Below are 23,996 nucleotides of genomic sequence, written 5' to 3' on the forward strand. Positions count from 1 at the left end.
CGGGGGGAACTCACGCCCAATCCACTCCGTAACGGAAGGTGTATTCGGCGTGCGCAAAATCCTGCCTGGGCTGGTGCTGTCCGTACTACTCACCGGGACGGCCCTGGCCGCCCCACCGCACGAGCACACCGCGCACGACCACGGTTCACACAGCCATGGCCAGCCGCCGGGAGCCAGCCCGGACCGGGACACCCCGGAGTACCTCTACCAGCAGGAACGCAAGATCCTCGGCGAGCAGCACGCCCGCGAGCACCTGGAGGCACGCAAGCGCTCACTGCGGGAGGGGCGCAAGGCCGATCCGCACGCCAGGTTCGACGCGCCGGGTGAGACCCCGCCGCCACCCGGTCCGGCGCACGAGGTGGGCCGGTTCGAGACCAGCGGGACCGCCCAGCCCTCGCCGGATTACGGCGTGCACGTGGCGGTGCTGCCCACCGGCAAGGTGCTCAGCTTCAGCTTCGACGAGGTCACCAAGAACCCGCAGGAAGAGACCAGTCCGACCTACACCGTCGGGGTGCGCAACCGCGGTCGCGCGCACCTCTGGGACCCCAGCGCGGGCACCGGCGCGAACGCGTGGAAATCGGTGCCGCCACCGGTGATCGACATGCCGGACGGCACCGGGCAGGCCCGGCCCGCGCCGCTGTTCTGCACCGGGATGGTGTTCCTGCCCAACGGGAACCTGGCCGTCTTCGGCGGCAACCTGGCCAAGAACGGCCAGCTGTCCGGGGCCCGGCTGGTGTTCACCTTCGACCCGTGGACCGAGACCTGGCACCGGCAGCAGGACCTCTCCGTCGGCCGCTGGTACCCGACCTCCTTCCTCACCCCGGACGGCCGGGTCGGCACCGTCTCCGGCGAGGACGAGAACGGCTGGCTCACCTCGAAAACCGAGCTGTTCCCGGCCCGCAACACCCCGATTCCCGGTGTCACCCAACGGAATCAGACGAACCTGCCCGGTGAGACCGCGCCCATGCAGGTCTTCGCCTGGGACTACCCGCACGCCTTCACCATGGCCGACGGCTCCACCTATCTGCTCGGCCGCGGCGCCGACCAGCAGCACCGGATCAACACCACGTCCTGGTCGATCCAGCGGCTGGCGGACCGGCCGGACGGGATGATCCGGCGCTACGGCCCGGCGGTGGCGCTGCCCGGCGGGCCACAGGGCCCGACCCAGGCCCTGCTGGCCGGTGGTCTGACCGGTGATCCGAAGGCACTGCGGCTGGACTCGGCCACCGGACAGTGGGTCACCGACAGCACCAGGGCGTTCAGCCGCAACAACGACAACCTGGTGCTGCTGCCTGACGGCGGCGTGCTCTCGGTCAACGGCGAGACCGGCGGCGCGCTGCGCGACTACGGCGCCGGGTACAAGGTGGCCGAGGGCGATCAGCGGTACCGGCAGGTGGAGCTGTACGACCCGGCGGCCAAGAACTGGCGGCTGGGCCCGTCCTCGGCGATGCCGCGCGGCTACCACTCCAACGCGGTGCTGCTGGCCGACGGCCGGGTGCTGGTCACCGGCGATGAGTTCCAGCAAATGACCCGCGACCCGGACAAGAACGACAACCTGCTCGGTTCGATCGAGGTCTACCAGCCGCCGAACCTCTTCCGCGGCCCGCGCCCGTCGATCACGCACGCGCCGGAGGTGTTGTCCTACGGGCAGTCCTTCACCGTGGACTACCAGGGCGAGGCTCCGGCCACCCGCGCGGTGCTGGTCGCCCCGAGTGCCTCCACGCACTCGCTCAACACCACCCAGCGGCACGTGGAACTGACCGTTGAGTCCACAGTGGACGGTCGAATGACGCTGCGCGCCCCGGCCGACGCGACCGCCGCGTTACCCGGCTACCACATGCTTTTCCTGCTCACCGCCACCGGCGCGCCCAGTGTGTCGGTGCCGGTCCGGTTCGACCCGCAGGCCCCGCGCCGGGCCACCTTCACCGAGCAGCCGGTCACCACCGACCAGCCCGGCGAGCGGTGTATCGACGCGGCGGGCGCCCGCAACACCCCTGGCACCAAGGTGCAGATCTGGGACTGCAACGGCAGCAGCGCCCAGCGGGTCAGCCTGCGCGCTGACGGCAGGCTGGCGGTGGCCAGTGGCGGCTGCCTGGACTACGGCGACGACCAGGCCGCCGCCGGCCGGGTGGTCACCATCCAGGACTGCGGCGGCGACGGCCAGGTCTTCACCTACGACACCGCCAAACGCGCCCTGCTGGCGCCGAACAACCTGGTCCTGGACGTCTTCGGCAACCGCAGCGACGGCGGCGCCGAACTGGGCCTGTGGCACCCACTGGGCAACCCCAACCAGACCTGGACCCCGGCAGGCGGCCCGCGCCCGGACAACTCCCTGCTGCACACCGACCTGGACGGCGCCCGCTGCCTGGACGCCGCCGGCGGCTCGTCAGCACCCGGCACCAAGATCCAGCTCTACGACTGCAACGGCAGCCCCGCCCAGCGTTTCACCCACCGCCCGGACGGCCGGATGGCCATCGGCAGCGGCGGCTGCCTGGACCACGGCCCGGACAACCCACCGGCCCCGCAGCTGGTGACCGTGCAGCCCTGCGGCGGCGACGGCCAGGTCTGGACCTACAACCCGGCCACCCGGGTACTGCGCGCGGGCGGCAACGGGCTGGCGGTGGACGTGGGCAACTTCAACCCGAACAACGGCGCGGACATCGTCGTCTACCACGTCCACCGCGGGCTGAACCAGTTCTGGGGCTTCGGCTAGACGAACAGCGCGCGCAGGGGCCCGATGCCGAAATACAGCAGGAAGGCGGCGGCCACCACCCACATCAGGGGGTGGATGGTGCGCGCCTTGCCGGTGGCCGCCTTGAGGGCGACGTAGCTGATGAAGCCTGCGCCGATGCCGTTGGCGATGGAGTAGGTGAACGGCATGACCACGATGGTCAGGAAGGCGGGCAGGGCGATGGTGAAGTCGGTGAAGTCGATGTCGGTGATCTGGGTCATCATCAGCGCGCCGACGATCACCAGCGCCGGAGCCGCCGCCTCCACCGGCACCACCTGGTAGAGCGGGGTGAAGAACATGGCGGCCAGGAACAGCAGGCCGGTGACCACGTTGGCCAGGCCGGTGCGGGCGCCCTCGGCGATGCCGGCCGCGGACTCCAGGTAGACGGTGTTGGAGGAGCTGGAGGCGACGCCGCCGGCGACCGCGGCCACGCCGTCGACGAAGAGGGCCTTGCTGGTGTTGGGCAGCTGGCCGTTCTTGTCCACCAGACCGGCTTCCTTGCCCAGGCCGGTCATGGTGCCGATGGTGTCGAAGAAGTCGGTCAACACCAGGGTGAAGACCAGCATCGCGGCGGCCAGCGCGGGCAGCCGGGTCCAGGCGCCGAAGGAGACCTCGCCGACCAGGGACAGGTCGGGCAGGCTGAAGAAGCTCTCCGGCAGCGCGGGGTAACCCAGGTTCCAGCCACGCGGGTTGACGCCCTTGGACGGGCCAGCGCTGACCAGGGCCTCGATCACGATGGCCAGCACGGTGCTGCCCAGCACGCCGATCAGGATCGCGCCGCGGACCTTGCGCGCCACCAGGATCCCGGTGAGCACCAGGCCGACCACGAACACCAGGGTGGGCCAGGAGGCGATCGAGCCGCCGATGCCGAGGCCGACCGGCACGGTGGTGCCCGCGGCGTCCGGGACGCGGCGCACAAAGCCGGCGTCGACCAGGCCGATCAGGCAGATGAACAGGCCGATGCCGACCGCGATGGCCGCCTTCAGCGGTGGTGGCACCGAGTTGAACACCGCGGTGCGGAACCCGGTGACCACCAGCAGCAGCACCACCAGGCCGTTGACCACGATCAGGCCCATCGCCTCCGGCCAGGTGACCTGCGGCGCGATGGTGACCGCGACCAGGCTGTTGATGCCGAGGCCGGTGGCGATGGCGAACGGGTAGTTCGCGATCAGTCCGAACAGGATGGTCATCACCCCGGCGACCAGCGCGGTGACCGCGGCCACCTGCGGCACCGGCAGGATCTCGCCGAGCACGTCCTTCTTGGCCGCGGCGTCCTGGGCCGAGAAGCTGCCCAGGATCAGCGGGTTCAGCACCACGATGTAGGCCATGGTCACGAAGGTGACCAGGCCGCCGCGGACCTCCCGGCTGACTGAGGAACCACGCTCGGAGATCTTGAAGAACCGGTCCAGACCGGACGGCACCCACGTCTTGGCCATCGCGGCTCCTCCCTGCTGCCACTGGCGATCGTTTCGGCAGGTAGCCTGCCTGACGTGGCCGAGAGAAGCGAACCCAGCCCGGTTACGAACAGGCAAACCCCACCGCCGCCGCCGGCGTTGCCGCGCGGTCTGACCGACGCGGTGCCCGCGGTCTCGGTCGGCACCGGGATCTTCTTCGCCGCGTTCGTGGTGTTGCTGGTGCTGCGCGGCACCGAGTCCACCTGGACCTGGACCTGCCTGGTGGGCGGGTTGCTCGGGTTCACCGGGCTGGCCGTGATCGCCTGGCAGCGGGCCGCGGCCCGGCGCGGATCCCGCACGGCGCAGACCGGGGTCTAGGGCGTCGCCACCCCGGTGGGCGGCGACGCCGTCGGCTCAGCGCAACAGGGTCGGCGCGGTCGGATCGGCGAGCAGGGCGGCCAGCAGGTGCCGGTCCTCCCAGCGGTCCAGGGTCCAGGCCAGCGCGCGGGCCAGGCCCTGCGGTTCCTCGGTGGTGTGCAGGTCGCCGTCCGGGTCCAGCCACCAGGGCACGGTGTGCCGGACCTCGTCCACCAGCACCACGAGTTCCTGGTGCACGTGCAGGTCGCCGTCCGGGTAGTCCAGGCCGAGCAGGTCGCAGGACTCGACCACGCCGTCCAGTTCCGCCCACGGCTGCACCTGGCTGTCGCTGACCACCTCGTCGCCGTCGGAGGTCGGCAGGTCCAGCAGATCGGCCAGCGGGGACGCCTCGCCGCCCGCGACCACCTCGGCCGGGTCCAGCACGGCCAGCCACCACGGGCCGTCCAGCACCAGCGCCCGCTCGGTGGCCACCACGGTCCCGGCCAGTGAGCGCACCGCGGCGGGCGGGTCCACCTCGGCCGGATCGACCCGGCCTTCGCTGACCGCGTCGGCCAGGGCCTCGTGCGCGCGCAGCACCACGCCCTCGCGCACCAGGCGGTCCGGGTCGGCCAGCCGGGCCAGCACGTCGATGGCATCGTCCACATCGGACACTTCCACCGAATCGCGGACGCCGAGCAGGGCCAGCAGCTCGTCGCTGAGGCCCTCGGCCGGCACCACCTCGTACAGGCCGTTCAGCTCGTCCACGTCGGCCCGCCGCCAATCCCGCGGCGGGCGGCCGCCGATCAGCGCGAACCGGGACAGCCACCACGCGGTGTGCCCGTCCCGCAGCCGGAGTGCCTGCCAGGCCAGCGGATCCGCCGCGAGCAGCCGCAGCGCCGCCGGCCAGTGCTCCTCGGCGACCAGGTCCAGATCGCCCACCGCGATGATCTGCCGAGGGCCTTCCCCTGCCGGGTGCGCGGCGGCGAGTTCGTCCCACCACTCCTGCTCGTCCGGCAGGTCGTGCTCGGGCCCGGCCGGGTTCTCATCAACGATGATCGGGAAGGAGTCGAGCACGCCGATCGCGGTGAGCAGGCTGGGCGACCAGCGCTCGGCGACATCGGCCGCGACCACGCCCAGCGGGCTGTCCTCGCCCAGCACCGCGCGCAACGGCGAGCCCGGCAGCAGCAGTTCGTCCGCGCGGCGCGGGTCGCCGTGCTCGTCCGGCAGGGCCAGCGCGGACAGCCAGGGCGCCTCGCCCCTGCGCAGTCCGGCCAGGTCCACCAGCCGCAGCACCACCTCGGTCAGCGCGGTGGTGTCCAGTCCGGCTTCCAGGTCCTCGACACTGCGTTCCACCGCGGGCCGCAGCTCATCGAGGAGTTCGGCCGCGCCCACCTGCCGGGCGCCAAGGCGTTCCAGCAGCCGGTGCGCCGCGTCCGGGTGCACCACCCGCAGGCCGATGTCCACTGTGGACATCGCGGTGAGGATGTCCGCGGCCACCTCGGGCAGCAGCACCCCGCGCGGGCCGGTCACGGTGCGACCGTCCACCAGCGGCACCGGCAGCGCGCCGAGTTCCTCGCGGGCGGTGGAGTCGACCTCGGCCACCGGCGCGAGCGCGGTGTAGAGCCGGTGCCACCACTCGGGCGCGCGGTCCACCCCGGCCACGGTGGCGACCACCTCGGGCAGCCGGATCCGCCGCACACCGACAGCCTGCAACGCGCGCAGGTGCCCGGCCTCGGCCAGCTCGGCGGGCAGCAACCCGCCAAGGGAGGGCCCGAGCAGTTCGACCAGCTCCGGCGCTGCCACGTCCAGCAGGCAGGCCTGGCGCGGGGACAGCACGGTGTCCTCCTCCGCCCCGACCAGCCATTCGGCGTTGCTCAGCGCGGTGAGCACCAGCTCACGCAGCTTCTCGTCGACCTCGGAGAGCGGGAACTCCGGCAGCGGCACCAGCGCGGTCCGGCTGGTCGGCGGCAGTGCGAGCAGCAGTCGCGGGTAACACGCGGCGGCGGCGCGCAGCACCGCGTCCGCGGCCGGGCTCGGCGCCAGCCGCCGCCGGGAGGGCTCGATCGGCAGCCCGGCGAACAACCGCGCGGGCAGCGAGAGCCGCTCGTCGGTGGGGGTCGGCGCGTAGAGCACGTCGGACCCGGCCGGTCGCGGCTGACCGGACTCGTCCAGCCGGACCGCCCAGCACACCGTCCAGCCGGTCCGCCGCCGCGCCTCCACGCCCAGCCCGAGCAGGACCTCCTCGCCGAGCTGCCCGGATTCCCGGTGCAGCGCCCAGCGCTTCGGACCGTCGGGGGTGTGCAGCTCGGTGGTGCCGTCGGGGTGGTCGGTGCGGGTCCAGACCTGGTCGGCGACCTCGATCCGGCTCAGTCCGGGCAGCGCGAGCAGCAGGTCCTCGGCCTGACCGGCCAGTTGATCCAGTAACGCCTGACCGTCCACATCGGACAGTGGTAGGCACACCTCGGTGTCGAAGCCGGGCGGCAGCGGCGCAGGATCCACCGGCCAGGGCAGCCGGAGCACCGGCACCGCGTTGTCCCGGTCGGCGAGTTCGGCGGCCAGCTCGGGCAGCGCCTGGACCGCGGTCAGCGTGTCCGCGGCGGAGAACCGCACGCCACCGGCTGCCGAGCGCACGCTCGGCTCGGTGCTGACCGCCAGCACCGCGGCGAACCCGACGCCGAACTGCCCGACGCCACCGGATCGCTTGGCCGAGGCACGCAGCGAGGCGAGCGCGGCCACCCCCTCGGCATCCAGTGGGGCGCCGGTGTTGGCCACCCGGAGTTCGCCCTCGGCCACGGTGGCGCGCAGGATGCCGCCCGCGCCCGCGGCGTCGGCGGCGTTCTGCGCGAGTTCGACGAAGAGCCGGTCGCGGTAGCCGCCGTAGCGCAGGTCGTCCTCGGCGTTGGCGTCCTCGCGGAACCGGGTCGGCGAGGACGCCCAGGCGGCCAGGGTCGCCTGGCGTAGCTCGTCGGCGCGGAAGAGTTCGTTCACTCCCGTGCTTCGTTCGCGGCGGCGTCGGCCTCGGTCTCGGCAGTCTCGGCGGCGGGGGCCTCGGGCTCGGGGGCCTGCCCGGTCAGCACGGTGTGCTCGACGTCGAGCATCGAGTCGTCGTAGACCACCTCGGCCACCGGCACCAGCGGCGTGGTGTCCACCTCGGCCTCGGAGTGCGCGCCACAGCCGTACTCGGCGTGCACCACCCGGCCGTCGGCGGGCGCGTACTCGTTCCCGCACACCCCGAAGGCCGCCCGCAGTGCCCCGGCCAGCGGCAGGAAGAACCCGCAGCCCGCGCAGGAGCCCGGCGCGCTGCGTGCCATATCGCTGCCGGGACCGAAGTCGCCGCCGGTCCAGCGCTCGGCCGCCTCGGCGCGTCCCTCCCAGGACAGCACCCGCATCCGGCCGAGGCCGATCTCCTTGGCGACCTCCTCCACCGCGGAGTCGTCGCTGGCCAGGAAGCCGGGCACCAGGCGGGGGTCGTCCGGGGCGGTGGGCAGCAGGTCGCCGACGCCCAGGTCGCCAGCCTTGACCCGCTGGTTCCACGGCACCCAGTCCGGCGCGACCAGGGCCTGCGGGCCGGGCAGCAGCACGACCTCGCTGACCGTGACCGGCTCCTCGCCGCCTGCCTGGGAGACGGTGACCGCCCAGCGCCAGCCGCTGTAGCCGGGGTGCGCGGCCTCGAAGAAGTGGGTGACCGCAGCCGGGTCCTCGACCGAGATGCCGACGTGCCCGCCGACCTCCTCGCCCTCGGCAGCCTCCTCGGCCGCGGCCTGCGCCAGCGGAACCGCGTTCACCAGGGCGGTGCTCTCCGGCGTGCCGTCGATCGAGTCGGTCCGGTGCTCGGCTGGAGTGGAGGTTGGGGTCACATAGCAGATTGTGCCGCATCTCGGCAGGCACCGATGCGGCATGCCACCCTGAAGCGGTGCGAGTCCTTGCGGTGCTGTGCGGGGTCCTGGTCTTTTCCGGCTGTTCCGCGGTGAGCCAGGCCGACGCGCCGCTGCCCCCACCGGAAAAACTTCGGGTGGAACTGCTGGAAACCCGGCCGCACGATCCGGGCGCGTTCACCCAGGGCCTGGAGCTGGCCGACGGTGCGCTGTACGAGGGCACCGGCCGGGAGGGCTCCTCCAGTCTGCGCCGGGTGGACCCGGTCACCGGTGTGGTCCGGCAGCGGGCCGACCTGCCAGCCGACCACTTCGGCGAGGGCATCACCGTGATCGGCGACAGGATCTGGCAGCTCACCTGGCAGCAGGGCCTGGCGCTGCGCTGGGACCGGCAGACCCTCACCCAGACCGGCCAGGCGAACTACGAGGGCGAGGGCTGGGGCCTCTGCCACGACGGCGCCCGCCTGGTCATGAGCAACGGCTCGAACCAGCTGACCTTCCGCGACCCCGGCAGTTTCGCGGTCACCGGCACGGTCACCGTGCGTCGCGCCGGGGCCGCGGTCAGCAACCTCAACGAGCTGGAGTGCGTCAACGGCGTGGTCTGGGCGAACGTGTGGCAGACCGACGAGATCCTGCGGATCGACCCCGCCAGCGGCGCGGTGACCGGCACAGTGGACGCCAGCGGGCTGCTCCGGCCGGAGCAGCAGGCGGGCGCGGACGTGCTCAACGGCATCGCGGCGATCCCGGGCACGGACGAGTTCCTGGTCACGGGCAAGCTGTGGCCTGCGTTGTTCCGGGTCAAGTTCGTTCCGGTACGGCAGGATTAGGAGTGTGATGCGACCCGGACCCGACGAGCCGACCCGCAACGGCAGTCGCGGGCGCACGCGCGGCTACGAACCGCCGAGTTCCACCAACTCCGGCGGCCGGAGTTATCCGTGGCAGGACGACCCGGACTACCAGGGCGAGCGCCTCACCGAGCCGGTGCGCCGCCGCACGCCCCCGCCTCCGCCGCCGCCACCGCGCTCGACCCGGCCGCACCGGCCGCCGCCCTCGCCGTACTACCCGGACGAGCAGTACGAGGAGCCCACCGCGCCGCAACCGCAGCCGGAGGGCCCGACGCCGCCGAAGAAGATCACCGTCACCCGGGTGATGATGTGGCGCAGCAAGCACCTGACCCAGCAGGCGGTGCGCGCCTTCCGCCGCGGGGTGCACGCCGACGGGGCCCGCGAGTCCGGCCTGTCCGCGCTGACCTACGCCACCATGCTCAACTACGCCGTGGACGCCGCCATCGCGGTGGCCATGGCCAACACGCTGTTCTTCTCCGCGGCGAGCGCGGAGAGCAAGGGCAAGGTCGCGCTCTACCTGTTGATCACGGTGGCCCCGTTCGCGCTGGTCGCCCCGGTGGTCGGTCCGCTGCTGGACCGGTTGCAGCAGGGCAGGCGGCTGGCTTTGGGCGTCTCCTTCGCCGGCCGGATCGCGCTGGCCGCGGTGATGGCGCTCAACTTCGACAGCTGGGCGCTCTACCCGGCCGCGCTGGGCTGCATGGTGCTGTCCAGATCCTTCGGCGTGCTCAAGGCCGCGGTGACGCCCAGAGTGCTGCCGGATGAGCTGGATCTGGTCAAGACCAACTCCCGGCTCACCGTGTTCGGCCTGGTCGCCAGCGTGGCCTTCGGCGGGATCGCGGCCGGGCTGGGCCAGCTCTTCGGTCCGCAGGGCGCGCTCTGGTTCACCGCGGCCATCTGCGCGGTCGGCGTCTGGTCCTGCGTGCGCATCCCGGCCTGGGTGGAGGTCACCGAGGGCGAGGTGCCCGCCACGGTCGGCGCGCACCCCAAGCGGGCCCGGCAGCCAATGGGCCGGGTGCTGGTGGTCACGCTGTGGGCCAACGCCACCATCCGGGTGCTGACCGGGTTCCTGATGCTCTTCGCCGCCTTCGCGGTCAAGGCGCAGACCCAGGGCGAGCCGGTGATGCAGTTGCTGCTGCTGGGCATCATCGGCGCGGCCGCCGGCATCGGGAACTTCCTGGGCAGCGCGGTGGGCGCGCGGCTGAGCTTCACCAAACCAGACCAGTTGCTGCTGGTGTGCGTGGGTTCCACGCTGGCGGCCACCGTGGTGGCCGCGATCTTCGGCGGACTGACCACGGCGGCCATTGTCGGCCTGGTCGGCGCGACCGCCTCGGCACTGGCCAAGGTCTGCCTGGACGCGGTGGTGCAGCGGGACATGCCGGAGGAGTCGCGGGCCTCGGCCTTCGGCCGCTCCGAGACCGTGCTGCAGCTGGCCTGGACCCTGGGCGGCGCGGTCGGCCTGCTGCTGCCGCCGGAGTACTGGCTCGGCTTCACCGTGGTCTCGGTGCTGCTGGCGGTCGGCTTCACCCAGACCCTGCTGGCCGGTCGCGGCTCCTCGCTGATCCCCGGCTTCGGAGGCGATCGGCCGCTGCGTCCGGCGACCACATAGGCTCGTTTTGTGCGTAGAGGACTGTCGTTGCTGCTTGTCACCGCCGGTGCGCTGGGCGTGGCCGCCTGTGCCAGCCCAGTCGGACCGCCGGAGGTGACCTTCTTCGCCGCGAGCAAGTCGATCGCGGCCAAGCCCACGCAGTACTGCGACGTGAAGGTGGAGAACTGCCAGGCCGACCCGAAGGCCGCGGCCGTGCTGCGGGTGCCCAAGGGCCAGGAGGTCACCATCTCGGTCGACCCGCGGATCGGCCAGACGCCCTGGCAGGTGGTCTTCCGCTACCGGCAGCCGGACAACGGCCGGATCGACGGGCGCAGCGAGGTGTTCGCGCCGAACAAGCAGCTCGCGTACACGCTGAAGCTGCCGGAGGCGACCTCGCAGCTGGAGACCATCGAGGTGCATCAGTTCGGCGCGGCGATCAGCGCCAACACCGAGGGCGGCGTGAGTTTCGGGACGCGCGGTACTTGGGTTGTCTCGGTGGACGACCGCGGCTGAGCCGCGCAGTGTGCACAGCGGCTGATCGCCGCGGCCGTCCAGGCCAAGATCAGTTCGGGTCCAGCTCCCTGGCCACCGCGCGCACGACGTCGGCGATCCGCTTGGTCACCTTGCGGTCGGGGTAGCGGTTGCGGCGCAGGTCCGGCTGCACGGTGGACTCCAGCACCTTGATCATGTCCTCGATCAGGCCGTGTAGTTCCTCGGCCGGGCGGCGGCGGGCCTCGACCACCGAGGGCACCGGGTCGACCAGCCGGACGGAGAGCGCCTGCGGGCCCCGGCGGCCGTCGGCCACACCGAACTCCACCCGCATGCCGGGCTTGAGCGCGGTTACCCCCTCGGGTAGGGCGGAGGCGCGCACGTACACGTCCTCCCCACCGTCCTGGGTCACGAAGCCGAAGCCCTTCTCCGCGTCGTACCACTTGACCCTGCCGCTCGGCACTGTCCTCACCGTTTCCCTAAGTCACGACAAACGCGCCTCAAGAAACCGAGAGGCGCGTGTTCTCCAGAGTAGCCGAGTCAGTCGCGCTACTCGTTGTCCCCGCGTGAACGTCTAAGCTTCCAGCGTGGCCGTGACCGCCCCGAAGATCAAGCTGATACCGGTAGCCATCGTGGTTTTCGCGATCGGGCTGCTGGCCGTGGTCAGCACGTTCGACCTGTTCGCCAGCGGCCGGACGGAGCTACCCCTGTGGTTGAACCTGGCCTGTCTGCTGCTGCCGATCGGTCTCGCGCTCGGCGTTTTCGCGGTGTTCCGGCAGTCCCGCGAGGACCGCGGCTGACCCGGCGAGCCACCTAGGGAACTCGGTCAGCGAGTCCAGCACGAGGTCCGCGCCCGCGGCCAGCAGCTCCTGCGCGGTGCACGGTCCGCTGGGCACGGCCACCGAGAACGCGCCGGCCGCCCTGGCCCCGTTGACGTCGCCGATGTGGTCGCCCACGTAGACACTGGCCCCGAACCGGCGTAACGCCACCGCCTTCCCGGTCGACCACAGCTCGCCCACCAGGTGATCCACTTCCCAGCCCAGCGCGTCCAGGTGCAGCTGCGCGTTGGGCCCGTACTTGCCGGTCACCACCACCGCGGATCCCCCTGCGGCCCGCACCGCGGCCAGTGACTCGGCCGCGCCGGGCAGCCCGACGGTGCGCGGGATGACGATCTCCGGGTAGAGCGCGCGGAACTCGCGCACGCCCGCGAGGATCTGCTCCTCGTCCAGGCCGCAGCCGCGGAAGTAGCCGTCCAGCGGCGGTCCGAGGTTGCTCGCGAAACGCTCCCCATTGACCGGGAAACCGGTGCGCCTGCGCACCTCGTCCATGGCCAGCACCATGCCGGGCCGAGGGTCGATCAGCGTCATGTCCAGGTCGAAACCCACGGTCAGGTCAGCCACGGCTCCTACCGTACGTCGCTTGACAACCGAATTAGCCCTGTCCAACCACTTGACACCGAGCGTCTTCGTGTCAAACTCGGACCGTGGCTCAGATCACACCTTTCAGCGCCAGGGTCAAGGCCTCGCTGCGGGAGACGCTGCTGGACGCGGCGGCCAACCTGCTCGCCGAGGGCGGCTACCAGGGCCTGCGGATGGCCGAGGTGGCCACCGCGGCCGGGGTGAGCAGGCAGACCGTCTACAACGAGTTCGGCAACAAGGACGCGCTGGTGCAGGCGGTCGCGCTGCGGCTGACCGCGCAGTTCCTGGCCGACACCGCGGAGCGGCTGGACCGCGAGGAGAACCTGCTCGACGGCATCCGCGCGGCCACCGGCTACATCCTGATCCACGCCGCGGAGAACCGGCTGATCGGCGCGATGCTCACCGGCGCGGACGCGCAGGACATGCTGCCGTTCCTGACCACCCGCGGCGCCCCGGTGCTGACCTCGGCGGCCGAACTGGTCTGCCAGCACACCCGCGCCCGGCTGCCCGGACTGCCCGCGCCGCTGGCCGAGCTGTACGCGGAGACCGCGGTGCGGCTGACCGTGAGCCACCTGCTGCTGCCCTCCGGCGAACCAGGGCACGCCGCCGCGGCGGTGGCCACGGTCGCCGAGGCGATGCTCGGTCCCTATCTGTCCACAAAGGAGTGAGACGTGACGCGACAGGGTTTCCACTCGCTACGCCAGGGCGGGCTCAACTGGGATTCCTTCCCGCTGCGCCTGTTCGTCAAGGGCAACGCCCGGTTCTGGAACCCGGCGGACATCGACTTCAGCCAGGATGCGCTGGACTGGGCCGCGATGGGCGAGGACCAGCGCGCCAGCGGCACCTACCTGACCGCGATGTTCATCGCCGGTGAGGAGGCGGTGACCGAGGACATCCAGCCGTTCATCCGGGCGATGGCCGCCGAGGGCCGGATCGCCGACGAGATGTACCTGACCCAGTTCGCCTTCGAGGAGGCCAAGCACACCGAGGTGTTCCGCCGCTGGCTGGACGCGGTGGGCCTGACCGAGGACCTGCACCGCTACGTGGACGGCAACCCCGGCTACCGAACGATCTTCTACGACGCGCTGCCCGCCGCCCTGCACGCGGTGGCCGAGGATCCCAGCCCGGCCAACCAGATCCGGGCCAGCGTCACCTACAACCACGTGGTCGAGGGCACCTTGGCGCTGACCGGCTACCACGCCTGGAACAAGGTCTGCCAGGAGAACGGGATCCTGCCCGGCATGCAGGAGCTGATCCGCAAGATCGGCGACGACGAGCGGCGGCACATGGCCTGGGGCACCTTCACCTGCCGTCGGCACGTGGCCGCGGACGACCGCAACTGGGACCTGGTGCAGCAGGTGATGGGCGAGCTGCTGCCGCACGCGCTGGCCTCGATCCAGTGGGTGCAGGACCAGTTCGAGACCCAGCCGTATGACTTCGACGTGGACGAGTTCGTGGCCTACGCGGCCAACCGGGCGCAGCGGCGGCTGGGCGCGATCGAGTCCGCCCGCGGCGTGCCGGTGGCGCAGATCGACCTGGACTACTCGCCGGAGGAGCTGGAGGAGAAGTTCGGCCAGGAGGACGCGGCCGCGCTGGCGGTCACCGGCGCGAGCTGACCTCGTGCGCGAGCAGGGCCAGCGCGCTGCGCGCCGCCTCGTCCTTGGCGGTGTTCACCACCAGCGTCTGGTTCCACTCGCCGACCGGGATCAGCGTTTGCTGGAGCACGCTGAACGAGCCGACCAGCGGGTGCCGCAGCCGGTACACCGCGCCGTTGCAGGCCGCGACCTCGTTGCTGGCCCACAGGGTGGCGAACTCGGCGCTGCGGGTGGACAGCTCGCCGATCAGGCCGGTCAGCAGCGGGTCGCCGGGGTAGCGGCCGGTGCGCAGCCGCAGGGTGGCCACCAGCGCCAATGCCTTCTCGTCCCAGCTGGCGTACAGCTCGCGGGTGTGCGGGTCCAGGAACACCTGACGGGCCATGTTGGGCCGCCGGTCCGGGCGCAGCGGCGCGCCGAAGTCGAGGTGCCCGGCGAAGAGCGCGTGCCCCATCGGGTTCCAGGCCAGCACGTCCGAGGCCCGGCCGATGGCCAGCGCCGGGGTGTCGCCCAGTGCGTGCAGCAGCTCCAGGGTGCCAGCCGAGGCGTGTTCCACCGGCGGCCTGCGCACCCGCGGCCCGCGCTGCCCGGCGCCGGCCAGGTCGCGCAGGTGCTGGTGCTCATCCGGGTCCAGCCGCAACGCCCTGGCCAGCGCGTCGATCACCTCCGCCGAGGCGTTGCGGGACTGGCCCTGCTCCAGCCGCACGTAGTAGGAGGTGCTCACCCCGGCCAGCTGGGCCAGTTCCTCCCGGCGCAGGCCGGGCACCCGGCGCCGGTCACCGGGCAGCAGGCCGACGTCCTGTGGCCGCAGCCGGGCCCGGCGGGCCTGCAGGAAATCGGCGAGTCCGGAGTCCATCCCCCGAGTATCCGGGTGATCGCCGGGCCGAGGGTGACACTGTCAGTGGTAGGACAACGCCGGGCTGGATAACCCGGCAGCCTGCCGACACGGTGGCGGCATGATCTCCCTCGACGAACTGACCTTCACCCGCCGGGCCTGGCTGCCCGCCAGCCCCGCTTCGCTGTACGACCTGGTCAGCGACGTCTCCCAGATCGGCAACTGGAGCCCGATCGCGATCGGCGCCGACTACGACGAGGGCGCCGGACCGCGCCCGGGTGCCTGGTTCTCCGGGCGCAACCAGCACGGTGAGCGGTCCTGGCAGAGCCGGTCGCAGGTGCAGACCGCCGAACCGGGCGCCGAGTTCGCCTTCGTGGTCGGCGGCCTGGCCGACGGCCTGGTGCGCTGGCGCTGGACCTTCACCGCGGACGGGCCGGGCACCGTGGTCGCCCAGCACTGGCAGGTGCTGCGGGTGGACCCGCGTCTCGGCGACACCCGGGAGGCGGTGCTCGGCTTCCGCGAGGTGATGGCCGACAGCGCGGAGAGCACGCTGCTGGCGCTGTCCCGCTGGGTCAGCGAGCAGGCCGCCTGACGGATTGAGTTGTCAGGGTCAACGGGCGGCCCCGTTGTGGATCTCGCGCCGGGGCGCGGGCGGGCGGAAGCCCTCCCCGAGCGGGGTGGTCACGGCCAGCAGGGCGGCCATGGCCGCGGCCGTGGGGCTTTCCCGCGCTTCGGTGCCCAGCGCGTGGTAGGCGGCCTGCGCCGAGACGAAGGTGGCCTGCAGCCCCTGGATCATCTCGTCCAGGTGCTGGCACACCGTGATGTACTCGTCCTCGCTGATGTCCTGGGCGTCCACCCAGGTGAGCGCGGTGTCCTTCAGGTCGTCGGCGACCCGCTGGAGCAGGTCCGCCGTGCGCATCACGTCGTGCACAAGGCCACGGCCGTTGGCGCGAGGCAGACCGTCCGCGCCGATGGCGTGATCCATCCGGAGCGCCGCCTCGACGAGGTCTTGCGAGTGGACGAGGGCGTCTAGTGATCTCCGTTCCACCCGTTGGCTATCGGCCGGGCACCCAGAGACCTGAAGCGTCAGGGGGCAGAACTCGTCTTGCTGGCCGGGTGCGCGACCCCCATCCGGCCCAGTGCGGCACACAGGGTGCGCATCACGTTCACCGTGTCGGCCCAAGCCATCTCCGGGGATTCCACCTCACCGGCGGTGATCTGCTCCACCACTTCCCGCGCCTGGTAGGTGTAACCCGATCCCCACAGCTGCGCGCGGAAGGTCTCCGGGTCGGCGCCGTTGCGGTGCAAGGTCATCCGGGTCGGCGCGTAGAACGGCGAGCCCAGTTCGATCCGCCCGGTGCTGCCGATCACCTCGGCGGTGATCGGCGTCTGGGCGCGCAGCGAGGTGCTCAGCAACGCCTGTGCGCCATCGGGATAACCCAGCAGCAGCGCGGCCTCGGCGTCCACCCCGGTGCCCGCGCGGGAACCGTGCACGTGCAGTGCGCTGGGCACGCCGAGCACCATGTGCGCGAAGGAGACCGGGTACACACCGAGGTCCAGCAACGCGCCGCCGCCCAGCGCCGGATTCCACAGCCGGTGCGCGGGATCGTAGGGCACCTGCACACCGAAGTCCGCGCGCACCAACCGGATCTCGCCGATCGCGTCATCGGCCAGCAGCGCGCGCAGCCTGCGCACCAACGGGATGAACCGGGTCCACATGGCCTCCATCAGGAACAACCCGCGTTCCTCGGCCAGTGCGATCAGTTCCTCGGCCTGGGCCACGGTGACGGTGAACGCCTTCTCGCACAACACGTTCTTGCCTGCCCGCAACGCGGCCGAGGTCACCTCGTGGTGCTGGCTGTGCGGGGTGGCCACGTACACCACGTCGACGTCCGGATCGGCCAGCAGCTCGTGGTAGTCGCCGTAGGCCTTGGCGATGCCGAAGCGGCCGGCGAACTCCCTGGCCCGTTCCGGGGACCGGGAGGACACCGCGTGCACCTCGATCCCCGGCACCAGCAACAGATCCGCGGTCACCGTCGACGCGATGCCGCCGGTGGCCACCACGCCCCAGCGCAGATTCTCGGTCACATGCCCGGACGCTACCCGGTACGTTGGCGGTCGTGGAGATCTTTGTGGTGGACGCCTTCACCGACACCGCCTTCGGGGGAAACCCGGCCGGGGTGGTGCTGTTGGCGCAACCGCGTTCCGCCGAATGGATGCAGGCGGTGGCCGCGGAGATGAAGCACGCGGAGACCGCCTTCGTCGATCCCGCGGCCGAGGGCGCGAAACCGTTGCGCTGGTTCACCCCCACCATGGAGGTCGACCTGTGCGGGCACGCGACCCTGGCCACCGCGCACGTGCTCGGCGGCGAGCAGCGGTTCAGCACCCGCAGCGGCGAGCTGAGCTGCACCCCGGCCGAGGACGGTTCGATCACCATGGACTTCCCGGCCGACCGGCCGGTGCCCATCGAACCGGGCCCTGACCTGCTGGCCGGACTGCCCGGGGTGACCATCCAGGCCACCGCGCAGGCGGTCAGCGACATCCTGGTCGAGGTGGCCACGGCTGCCGAGGTCCGCGCGCTCGTGCCCGATCTGGCCGCGATCGGCCGCATCCCCAACCGCGGCGTGATCGTCACCGCGCCCGGTGACCGGCCGGGCCTGGACGTGGTCAGCCGCTGCTTCTACCCGGCCTTCGGCGTTCCGGAGGATCCGGTGACCGGCTCCGCGCACTGCACCCTGGCCAGCTGGTGGGCACCCCGGCTCGGCGACGGCCCGCTGACCGCGGAACAGGCCTCGCCACGCGGCGGGATCGTGCGAATGACCTTGCGTGACAACCGGGTCAGCCTGTCCGGACGCGCGGTAACCGTCCTCAAGGGACAGTTGCTCGTCTGAGTGAACCTGGGCGCGCCAACTAGTGAAGAACCGCCCAGTAGGTTTGATCTCGGGGTATGCCGGAAGCATGGCTGCTCAACGTGTACTGACCCTGGCGTTCTCCGTGCTGGCGGTTGTCCTGCTCGGCGCGGGACCGGCCGCCGCGGTCAGCCAGGAAACCGTGCTGACCGTGACCACCGCCGAAGGCGAGGCGGGCACCCCACCCGGCAAGGTCGCCACGCTGAACTGCGACCCGGCGGGCGGCACCCACCAGCACCGGGCGCAGGCGTGCGCGCAACTCTCCGCCGCCCAGGGCCAGGTGGCGAACCTGGCCGGTGACCCCGAATCCCAGGTGTGCACCATGGACTACCGGCCGGTCACGGTGACGCTCAAGGGAATCTGGCAGGGTCAGCCGCTGGCCTACCAGCACACCTACGGCAACGGCTGTGTGCTGCGCGGCAAGACCGGCCACGTCTTCGACGTCTAGTCCTCGCGCCCCAACAACTCCACCGACTTCTCCCGCATCTCCACCTTGCGGATCTTGCCGGTGACCGTCATCGGGAACTCCTCCACCACGTGCACATAGCGCGGGATCTTGTAGTGCGCGAGCCGCCCGGTGCAGAACTCGCGGACCGCCTGTGCGGTCAGGGTTTCCGCGCCGGGCCGCAACCGCACCCAGGCCATGAGTTCCTCGCCGTACTTCGCGTCCGGCACCCCGATCACCTGTGCGTCAAGGACATCCGGGTGGGTGTAGAGGAATTCCTCGATCTCCCTGGGATAGATGTTCTCGCCGCCACGGATCACCATGTCCTTGATCCGCCCGGTGATCGAGACATACCCGTCGGCGTCCATCACCGCGAGGTCGCCGGTGTGCATCCAGCGCGCCGGGTCGATCGCCTCGGCGGTCTTGTCCGACTGCGCCCAGTAGCCGAGCATCACCGAGTAACCGCGGGTGCACAGCTCGCCGGGGATGCCGCGCGGCACGGTCAGCCCGGTCTCCGGGTCCACGATCTTGACCTCCACGTGCGGATGCACCCGGCCCACCGTGGACACCCGGCGCTGGATGGAGTCATCGGCCCTGGTCTGGGTGGACACCGGCGAGGTCTCGGTCATGCCGTAGCAAATGGTCACCTCGCGCATGCCCATCCGCTCGATGACCTGCTTCATCACCTCCACCGGGCAGGGTGATCCGGCCATGATCCCGGTGCGCAGGCTGCTGAGGTCGTAGCCGTCGAAGCCCTCGTCGGCGAGTTCGGCGATGAACATGGTCGGCACCCCGTACAGCGAGGTGCACCGTTCCTCCTGCACCGCGGCCAGGGTGGCCTTCGGCTCGAAGGCGGGCGCCGGGATCACCACGCAGGCCCCGTGCGAGGTGGCGCCCAGATTGCCCATGACCATGCCGAAGCAGTGGTAGAAGGGCACCGGCAGGCAGACCCGGTCGATCTCGGTGTACCCGCACAGCTCGCCGACGAAGAAGCCGTTGTTGAGGATGTTGTGGTGCGAGAGGGTCGCGCCCTTGGGGAAACCGGTGGTGCCCGAGGTGTACTGGATGTTGATCGGATCGTCCGCGGACAGCCCGCCCTGCACCGCCGCCAGCCCGGCCGGATCACCGTCCCGCCCGGCCGCGACCAGCGCGTCCCAGTCCGCCCCGCCCAGCAGCAGCACGTCGAGCAGGCCGGGGCAGGCCGGCCGGACCTGCTCGATCATCCCGGCGTAGTCGGAGGTCTTGAACGCCGCGGCCGCCACCAGGGTGCGCACCCCGGACTGGTTGAGCACGAACTCCAGCTCGTGCACCCGGTAGGCCGGGTTGATGTTCACCAGCACCGCGCCGATCTTGGCCGTGGCGTACTGCACCAGCACCCACTCGGCGCAGTTCGGCGCCCAGATCCCGACCCGGTCCCCCTTGGCCACGCCGAGCCCGAGCAGGCCCATGGCCACCGCGTCCACGTCGGCGGCCAGCTCGCGGTAGCTCCAGCGCCGCCCGGTGACCCGCTCGATGAGCGCGTCCCGGTCGCCGAAGCGCGCCACGGTCGCGTCGAAGTTGTCGCCGATGGTGTCGCCCAGCAGCGGGACATCCGAGACCCCGGAGGCGTAACTAGCAACCCCAGGCACCACAACACCTCCGCGACTCCGGCGACCAGACCACCCCATCCTCACGTCCCCGGCCGTCCCCGTCGACCCGGCGCCGCCCCGGAAATCCGGCCGGCGAAGCCCACGGCGGCGAATCGAGGTGGGACAGTGGGTGCATGAGCGAGTTCATCGTGCTGGGCATCGGGGCCTTCGGCGGTATCGCACTGCTGGCCATCGCACTCATCCGCCGCGGGGCGCGCCCGGCCGCGAGCCCGGCGGGCGGCCCGGCCAATGACCGCCCGCAGAGCAAGACCGAGGCCGAGCTTGGCGGGTACCGGGAGTACTTCGGCGGGCCCTGACCTCAGCTGAAGTCGACCCAGTCCAGGAACGCGGTGGCCAGCGCGGCGTCCCCGGTGATGGTGACCGCGTCGGCTTCCAGCCTGCGCCACAGCAGCAGGTCCAGCTCCCCGGCCGTGGCGGCGACGAGCACCGCGGGTTCGCCGCCGGGTTCGGTCAGCAGGCGCGGGCCGTCCTGGTTCGCGCGGAAGTCCCAGGTCCGGTCCAGGTCGGTGGCGTGCAGCCGGATCAGCCCGGTGGCCTCCTCCCAGCTCGCCTCCTGGGCGGGCAGCATCCGGAGGGCGAACTCGGTGATCCCGGCCGCGCCCAGCTCGGCGGGCACCGGACTCGCCGCGCCGACCGCGTTCTCCGCGTCCCAGCGGTGCGTCAGCAGCTCGTGCGCCACCCATCCGGCAACCTCGGCCACCGGCGCCCGCTCTTCCGGCCGCCACCAGCACCAGGCCATCGCCTCGGGCGGGGTGGCCCGCAGCACCTCGACCAGTGCCGCGCTCCGGACCTCCCACCAGCCGAGCAGGTCGGCGCCGGGGGTGGCCAGACTCTGCACGACCTCCTCCTCCGGCTCCAGCCCGCCCTCGGCCAGCGCATGCGTCCACCAGAGGCACACCTCGCCGGCGTGGGTCACCAGCTCGGTCATCGTCCAGCCGGGGCAGGAGGGGACCGACAGGTCCAGCACGCCGGGGCGGCGCACCGCGGCGGTGATCGCGGCGATCTGCGCCGCGACCACCGCCGGGTAGTCGATCATGGTCAGCTCGGAGGTCATCGGGCGAGATTAGCCAGGCCCTGCGGTCAGACTCCGTCGGGGAACGGGTTGTTCGCGTTGCCGACCAGGTCCGCGATGGAATCGATCACCCGGGTGGGCCGGAACGGGAACCGGTCCGCGGTGTCCACGGTGGAGATGCCGGAGAGCACCAGGATGGTGTGCAGACCGGCTTCCAGGCCGGAGCGCACATCGGTGTCCATCCGGTCGCCGATCATCAGCGCCCGTTCGGAGTGCGCGCCGATGGAACGCAGCGCGGACCGCATCATCAGCGGGTTCGGCTTGCCCACGAAGTAGGGCGCGCGGCCGGTGGCCCGTTCGATCAGCGCGGCCACCGACCCGGTCGCGGGCAGCACGCCCTCCCGGCTCGGGCCGGTCTCGTCCGGGTTGGTCGCGATGAACCTGGCGCCTGCCTCGACCAGCCGGATGGCCTTGGTGATGGCCTCGAAGCTGTAGGTGCGGGTCTCGCCGAGCACCACGTAGTCCGGATCGCGGTCGGTGAGCACGTAGCCGATGGAGTGCAGCGCGGTGGTCAGCCCGGCCTCGCCGATGACGTAGGCCGAACCGTTGGGGCGCTGGGAGTCCAGGAACTTGGCGGTGGCCAGCGCCGAGGTCCAGATGGCCGCCTCCGGCACATCCAGCCCGGTGCGCCGCAGCCGGGCCCGCAGGTCCCTCGGGGTGTAGATGGAGTTGTTGGTGAGCACCAGGAACCCGATGTCGTGCGCGCGGAGTTCGGTGAGGAACTCATCCGCGCCGGGGATCAGGTGCTCCTCGTGCACGAGCACGCCGTCCATGTCCATCAGGTAGTTCCAGCGCGAGGTCTCGGTCACGGCCACCATGATCCCCCACTCAGGACAGGTTGTGCAGCCTGGCGATCTGGGCGCGCATGAGTTCGATGGAGTCGCGGGTGTACCGGGTGATCACCTCGACCTCCTCCGGCCGGTAGCGGGTGACGATCTCGGCCACGCCCTCGACCAGGCCATGGAAGATGTGGTCGTGGCGGCCGTCGTCGCAGGCGGTGACCTCGACCAGCACCTTGCGCCGGTCGTGCGGGTCACGCACCCGGCGGACGAAACCACCGCGTTCCAGCCGGTCGATCACGCCGGTCACCGCGCCGGTGGACAGGCCGGAGAGTTCGGCGATCCGGCCGGCGGTGAGCGGTCCTGGCGAGTGCATGGCCAGGTCCAGGCACTTGTGGTCGGTGCCGGACAGGCCCATCCGCTCGGCGGCGGCCGCGTGGAAGCCGAGGGTGACCGCGCTCAGCTCCCGCCCCAGCTCAGCCAGGGTGATGGCCGCCTGGCTGCGGCCGTCCGTCGTCGTCGCGCTCTCAGTGCTCATGCCCGTTCCCACCTCTACTCCCGGCTACAGAGGTACCTCTATAACTAAGAGACTTAGCAAATGGCTCAGTTCTCAGTCGACACAGACTAGACGCTGACGTGTTGGTCAGTCGTCAACCGCGAACCGGACAGTCAGGGGGAACGATTACCCTCGGCGGGGTGACAGCGGTGCATCTCGGGATGCCCTCGATAACTACCGGTCCGCCCCCCGGGCCCGCCGGTCGGCCGGACACGCCCGTCCTGCTGGATTCCTACGGCCGGATCGCCACCGACCTGCGGGTGTCGGTGACCGATCGGTGCAACCTGCGCTGCACCTACTGCATGCCGGCCGAGGGCCTGAACTGGCTGGCCAGATCGGCTTTGCTGGACACCGGCGAGCTGATCCGGCTGATCGAGATCGCGGTGCTCAAGCTCGGCGTGACCGAGCTGCGCTTCACCGGCGGCGAGCCGCTGCTGCGCAAGGACCTGGAAGAAGTGCTGCGGGCCTCCTCGGAGCTGAGCCCGCGCCCACTGCTCTCGCTGACCACCAACGGGATCGGCCTGGAACGGCGAGCCGAGACGCTGGCCGCGGCCGGGGTGGACCGGGTGAACGTGTCCCTGGACACCATCCAGCGGGACCGCTACGCCGAACTGACCAGGCGGGACCGGCTGCCGGACGTGCTGGCCGGGTTGCGCGCGGCCAAGGCGGCCGGACTGGCGCCGGTGAAGGTCAACGCGGTGCTGATGCGCGGGGTGAACGAGGACGAGGCGGTGCCGCTGCTGGAGTTCTGCCTGGACGGCGGCTACGAGCTGCGGTTCATCGAGCAGATGCCACTGGATCCGCAGCACGGCTGGGACCGGGCGGAAATGGTCAGCGGGCCGGAGATCCTGGCCGCCCTGCGCACCAGGTTCACCCTGACCCCGCACACCGCCGAACGCGGCGCGGCGCCCGCCGAACGCTGGCAGATCGACGGCGGACCGGCCACCGTCGGCGTGATCGCCTCGGTCTCCCAGCCGTTCTGCTCGGCCTGCGACCGGACCCGGCTGACCGCCGACGGCCAGCTCCGCTCCTGCCTGTTCGGCCAGGACGAGACCGACCTGCGCGGGCCGATGCGGGCCGGCGCGACCGATGAGCAGCTCGCCGAGCGCTGGCGGGCCGCGATGTGGGCCAAGCCCGCCGGGCACGGCATCAACGAGGTCGGGTTCGCCCAGCCGGCGCGCCCGATGAGTGCGATCGGAGGCTGAACGTGGCGTCGGTGACCGTGCGCTATTTCGCCGGGGCGCGGGCCGCGGCCGGGGTGCCGGACGAGGCCGTGGAGCTGAGCGGCGTGTCCACCGTGGCGGATGTGCTGGACCTGGTCCGCGGGCGGCATCCGGTCCGGCTCTCCGAGGTGCTGCCTGCGTGCAGTTTCCTGCTCAACGGGGTGGCCGTGCGCGACCAGGAGACCGTGGTGCCGGACGCCGCCGAACTGGACGTGCTGCCGCCATTCGCCGGCGGCTGACACACC

The 23,996-nt window shown here is 71.6% G+C and carries 25 protein-coding genes; 13 read left to right on the plus strand and 12 right to left on the minus strand.

The genetic code is table 11. The annotated features are described in order from the left end of the window. Positions 1-49: 49 nt before the first annotated feature. Positions 50-2,713 (plus strand): ricin-type beta-trefoil lectin domain protein, encoded by a 2,664-nt coding sequence (locus ACTOWY_RS12240; RefSeq protein ID WP_441309715.1) that lies wholly within the window; start codon positions 50-52, stop codon positions 2,711-2,713. On the opposite strand, the gene ACTOWY_RS12245 is transcribed toward ACTOWY_RS12240, so the two are convergent. Further along, on the minus strand, positions 2,710-4,167 hold the full coding sequence (locus tag ACTOWY_RS12245) for an NCS2 family permease (protein WP_441309716.1): 1,458 nt from the start codon (positions 4,165-4,167) through the stop codon (positions 2,710-2,712). The two genes, ACTOWY_RS12240 and ACTOWY_RS12245, sit on opposite strands and share 4 nt — an antisense overlap. A 54-nt stretch (positions 4,168-4,221) precedes the next feature. On the opposite strand from ACTOWY_RS12245, the gene ACTOWY_RS12250 reads away from it, so the two are divergent. Further along, complete coding sequence (locus ACTOWY_RS12250) at positions 4,222-4,503, plus strand: DUF2530 domain-containing protein (RefSeq protein WP_441309717.1); 282 nt, start codon at positions 4,222-4,224, stop codon at positions 4,501-4,503. A gap of 36 nt (positions 4,504-4,539) precedes the next feature. Here ACTOWY_RS12250 and ACTOWY_RS12255 read toward each other — a convergent pair whose 3' ends face one another. Together ACTOWY_RS12255 and ACTOWY_RS12260 are read right to left on the minus strand one after the other, a co-directional pair. Then, entirely contained in the window at positions 4,540-7,470 is a 2,931-nt protein-coding gene (locus ACTOWY_RS12255; protein ID WP_441309718.1) for a sacsin N-terminal ATP-binding-like domain-containing protein, read from the minus strand. Next, positions 7,467-8,339: a DUF3027 domain-containing protein gene (locus ACTOWY_RS12260; protein WP_441309719.1), complete on the minus strand. Its 873-nt coding sequence runs from the start codon at positions 8,337-8,339 to the stop codon at positions 7,467-7,469. Before ACTOWY_RS12260 ends, ACTOWY_RS12255 begins: the two co-directional genes overlap by 4 nt. A 56-nt stretch (positions 8,340-8,395) precedes the next feature. On the opposite strand from ACTOWY_RS12260, the gene ACTOWY_RS12265 reads away from it, so the two are divergent. The 3 genes from ACTOWY_RS12265 to ACTOWY_RS12275 are packed head-to-tail and all read left to right on the plus strand — an operon-like array spanning position 8,396 to position 11,297. Next, entirely contained in the window at positions 8,396-9,181 is a 786-nt protein-coding gene (locus tag ACTOWY_RS12265) for a glutaminyl-peptide cyclotransferase (RefSeq protein ID WP_441309720.1), read from the plus strand. A 7-nt stretch (positions 9,182-9,188) separates the two neighbouring features. After that, entirely contained in the window at positions 9,189-10,805 is a 1,617-nt protein-coding gene (locus ACTOWY_RS12270) for an MFS transporter (protein WP_441309721.1), read from the plus strand. Positions 10,806-10,814: 9 nt separating this feature from the next. Continuing rightward, the gene (locus ACTOWY_RS12275) at positions 10,815-11,297 is read left to right on the plus strand and encodes a DUF2771 family protein (protein ID WP_441309722.1); all 483 of its coding nucleotides are present in this window, start codon (positions 10,815-10,817) and stop codon (positions 11,295-11,297) included. Positions 11,298-11,346: 49 nt separating this feature from the next. Here the strand turns inward: ACTOWY_RS12275 and ACTOWY_RS12280 are convergent, their stop codons facing one another. Then, complete coding sequence (locus ACTOWY_RS12280) at positions 11,347-11,736, minus strand: cold-shock protein (RefSeq protein WP_247761550.1); 390 nt, start codon at positions 11,734-11,736, stop codon at positions 11,347-11,349. Positions 11,737-11,974: 238 nt separating this feature from the next. After that, positions 11,975-12,673, minus strand: coding sequence for an HAD family hydrolase (locus ACTOWY_RS12285; RefSeq protein ID WP_441309723.1), 699 nt, complete (start codon positions 12,671-12,673; stop codon positions 11,975-11,977). 83 nt (positions 12,674-12,756) lie between these two features. On the opposite strand from ACTOWY_RS12285, the gene ACTOWY_RS12290 reads away from it, so the two are divergent. Continuing rightward, on the plus strand, positions 12,757-13,359 hold the full coding sequence (locus tag ACTOWY_RS12290; RefSeq protein WP_441309724.1) for a TetR/AcrR family transcriptional regulator: 603 nt from the start codon (positions 12,757-12,759) through the stop codon (positions 13,357-13,359). Positions 13,360-13,362: 3 nt separating this feature from the next. Beyond that, entirely contained in the window at positions 13,363-14,307 is a 945-nt protein-coding gene (locus ACTOWY_RS12295; protein WP_441309725.1) for a R2-like ligand-binding oxidase, read from the plus strand. Here the strand turns inward: ACTOWY_RS12295 and ACTOWY_RS12300 are convergent. Beyond that, positions 14,291-15,139: a helix-turn-helix domain-containing protein gene (locus tag ACTOWY_RS12300; protein WP_441309726.1), complete on the minus strand. Its 849-nt coding sequence runs from the start codon at positions 15,137-15,139 to the stop codon at positions 14,291-14,293. The genes ACTOWY_RS12295 and ACTOWY_RS12300 overlap by 17 nt on opposite strands. A gap of 100 nt (positions 15,140-15,239) precedes the next feature. Here ACTOWY_RS12300 and ACTOWY_RS12305 point away from each other — a divergent pair, with 100 nt between their 5' ends. Further along, on the plus strand, positions 15,240-15,710 hold the full coding sequence (locus ACTOWY_RS12305) for an SRPBCC family protein (protein ID WP_441309727.1): 471 nt from the start codon (positions 15,240-15,242) through the stop codon (positions 15,708-15,710). Between the two features lie 18 nt (positions 15,711-15,728). On the opposite strand, the gene ACTOWY_RS12310 is transcribed toward ACTOWY_RS12305, so the two are convergent. Further along, positions 15,729-16,103, minus strand: a complete 375-nt coding sequence (locus tag ACTOWY_RS12310) for a hypothetical protein (RefSeq protein ID WP_185001453.1) — start codon at positions 16,101-16,103, stop codon at positions 15,729-15,731. A 101-nt stretch (positions 16,104-16,204) separates the two neighbouring features. Next, positions 16,205-17,206 carry a Gfo/Idh/MocA family protein gene (locus ACTOWY_RS12315; protein WP_441309728.1) on the minus strand — a complete coding sequence of 334 codons (1,002 nt, stop codon included), beginning with the start codon at positions 17,204-17,206 and terminating at the stop codon, positions 16,205-16,207. 32 nt (positions 17,207-17,238) lie between these two features. On the opposite strand from ACTOWY_RS12315, the gene ACTOWY_RS12320 reads away from it, so the two are divergent. Next, positions 17,239-18,009 carry a PhzF family phenazine biosynthesis protein gene (locus ACTOWY_RS12320; protein WP_441309729.1) on the plus strand — a complete coding sequence of 257 codons (771 nt, stop codon included), beginning with the start codon at positions 17,239-17,241 and terminating at the stop codon, positions 18,007-18,009. Positions 18,010-18,076: 67 nt separating this feature from the next. Further along, entirely contained in the window at positions 18,077-18,475 is a 399-nt protein-coding gene (locus ACTOWY_RS12325; RefSeq protein WP_441309730.1) for an SSI family serine proteinase inhibitor, read from the plus strand. On the opposite strand, the gene ACTOWY_RS12330 is transcribed toward ACTOWY_RS12325, so the two are convergent. Further along, positions 18,472-20,100, minus strand: coding sequence for an AMP-binding protein (locus ACTOWY_RS12330; RefSeq protein WP_441309731.1), 1,629 nt, complete (start codon positions 20,098-20,100; stop codon positions 18,472-18,474). The two genes, ACTOWY_RS12325 and ACTOWY_RS12330, sit on opposite strands and share 4 nt — an antisense overlap. A gap of 134 nt (positions 20,101-20,234) precedes the next feature. Here ACTOWY_RS12330 and ACTOWY_RS12335 point away from each other — a divergent pair, with 134 nt between their 5' ends. Then, positions 20,235-20,417: a hypothetical protein gene (locus ACTOWY_RS12335; RefSeq protein WP_247761540.1), complete on the plus strand. Its 183-nt coding sequence runs from the start codon at positions 20,235-20,237 to the stop codon at positions 20,415-20,417. A 2-nt stretch (positions 20,418-20,419) separates the two neighbouring features. Here the strand turns inward: ACTOWY_RS12335 and ACTOWY_RS12340 are convergent, their stop codons facing one another. Genes ACTOWY_RS12340 through ACTOWY_RS12350 form a run of 3 tightly spaced genes read right to left on the minus strand, consistent with a single transcriptional unit; the run spans position 20,420 to position 22,510 of the window. Beyond that, on the minus strand, positions 20,420-21,175 hold the full coding sequence (locus ACTOWY_RS12340) for a maleylpyruvate isomerase family mycothiol-dependent enzyme (RefSeq protein WP_441309732.1): 756 nt from the start codon (positions 21,173-21,175) through the stop codon (positions 20,420-20,422). 26 nt (positions 21,176-21,201) lie between these two features. Further along, positions 21,202-21,972 carry an HAD-IIA family hydrolase gene (locus ACTOWY_RS12345; RefSeq protein ID WP_441309861.1) on the minus strand — a complete coding sequence of 257 codons (771 nt, stop codon included), beginning with the start codon at positions 21,970-21,972 and terminating at the stop codon, positions 21,202-21,204. A 49-nt stretch (positions 21,973-22,021) separates the two neighbouring features. Next, positions 22,022-22,510: a MarR family winged helix-turn-helix transcriptional regulator gene (locus ACTOWY_RS12350; protein WP_441309733.1), complete on the minus strand. Its 489-nt coding sequence runs from the start codon at positions 22,508-22,510 to the stop codon at positions 22,022-22,024. Positions 22,511-22,689: 179 nt separating this feature from the next. Here ACTOWY_RS12350 and moaA point away from each other — a divergent pair, with 179 nt between their 5' ends. Together moaA and ACTOWY_RS12360 are read left to right on the plus strand one after the other, a co-directional pair. Further along, entirely contained in the window at positions 22,690-23,733 is a 1,044-nt protein-coding gene (gene moaA, locus ACTOWY_RS12355; RefSeq protein WP_441309734.1) for a GTP 3',8-cyclase MoaA, read from the plus strand. Between the two features lie 11 nt (positions 23,734-23,744). Then, positions 23,745-23,990: a MoaD/ThiS family protein gene (locus ACTOWY_RS12360; protein WP_308300980.1), complete on the plus strand. Its 246-nt coding sequence runs from the start codon at positions 23,745-23,747 to the stop codon at positions 23,988-23,990. Positions 23,991-23,996 lie beyond the last annotated feature (6 nt).

The sequence above is a fragment of the Crossiella sp. CA198 genome, from assembly GCF_052078295.1.
Lineage (GTDB): Bacteria > Actinomycetota > Actinomycetes > Mycobacteriales > Pseudonocardiaceae > Crossiella.

Excerpts from the sequence above, each read along its gene's own strand:
- ACTOWY_RS12340 (WP_441309732.1), bottom strand. The coding sequence starts at position 21,175 with ATGACCTCCGAGCTGACCATGATCGACTACCCGGCGGTGGTCGCGGCG.
- moaA (WP_441309734.1), top strand. The coding sequence starts at position 22,690 with ATGCCCTCGATAACTACCGGTCCGCCCCCCGGGCCCGCCGGTCGGCCG.
- ACTOWY_RS12335 (WP_247761540.1), top strand. The coding sequence starts at position 20,235 with ATGAGCGAGTTCATCGTGCTGGGCATCGGGGCCTTCGGCGGTATCGCA.
- ACTOWY_RS12300 (WP_441309726.1), bottom strand. The coding sequence starts at position 15,139 with ATGGACTCCGGACTCGCCGATTTCCTGCAGGCCCGCCGGGCCCGGCTG.
- ACTOWY_RS12345 (WP_441309861.1), bottom strand. The coding sequence starts at position 21,972 with ATGGACATGGACGGCGTGCTCGTGCACGAGGAGCACCTGATCCCCGGC.
- ACTOWY_RS12350 (WP_441309733.1), bottom strand. The coding sequence starts at position 22,510 with ATGAGCACTGAGAGCGCGACGACGACGGACGGCCGCAGCCAGGCGGCC.
- ACTOWY_RS12270 (WP_441309721.1), top strand. The coding sequence starts at position 9,189 with ATGCGACCCGGACCCGACGAGCCGACCCGCAACGGCAGTCGCGGGCGC.
- ACTOWY_RS12310 (WP_185001453.1), bottom strand. The coding sequence starts at position 16,103 with ATGGATCACGCCATCGGCGCGGACGGTCTGCCTCGCGCCAACGGCCGT.
- ACTOWY_RS12245 (WP_441309716.1), bottom strand. The coding sequence starts at position 4,167 with ATGGCCAAGACGTGGGTGCCGTCCGGTCTGGACCGGTTCTTCAAGATC.
- ACTOWY_RS12305 (WP_441309727.1), top strand. The coding sequence starts at position 15,240 with ATGATCTCCCTCGACGAACTGACCTTCACCCGCCGGGCCTGGCTGCCC.
- ACTOWY_RS12325 (WP_441309730.1), top strand. The coding sequence starts at position 18,077 with ATGGCTGCTCAACGTGTACTGACCCTGGCGTTCTCCGTGCTGGCGGTT.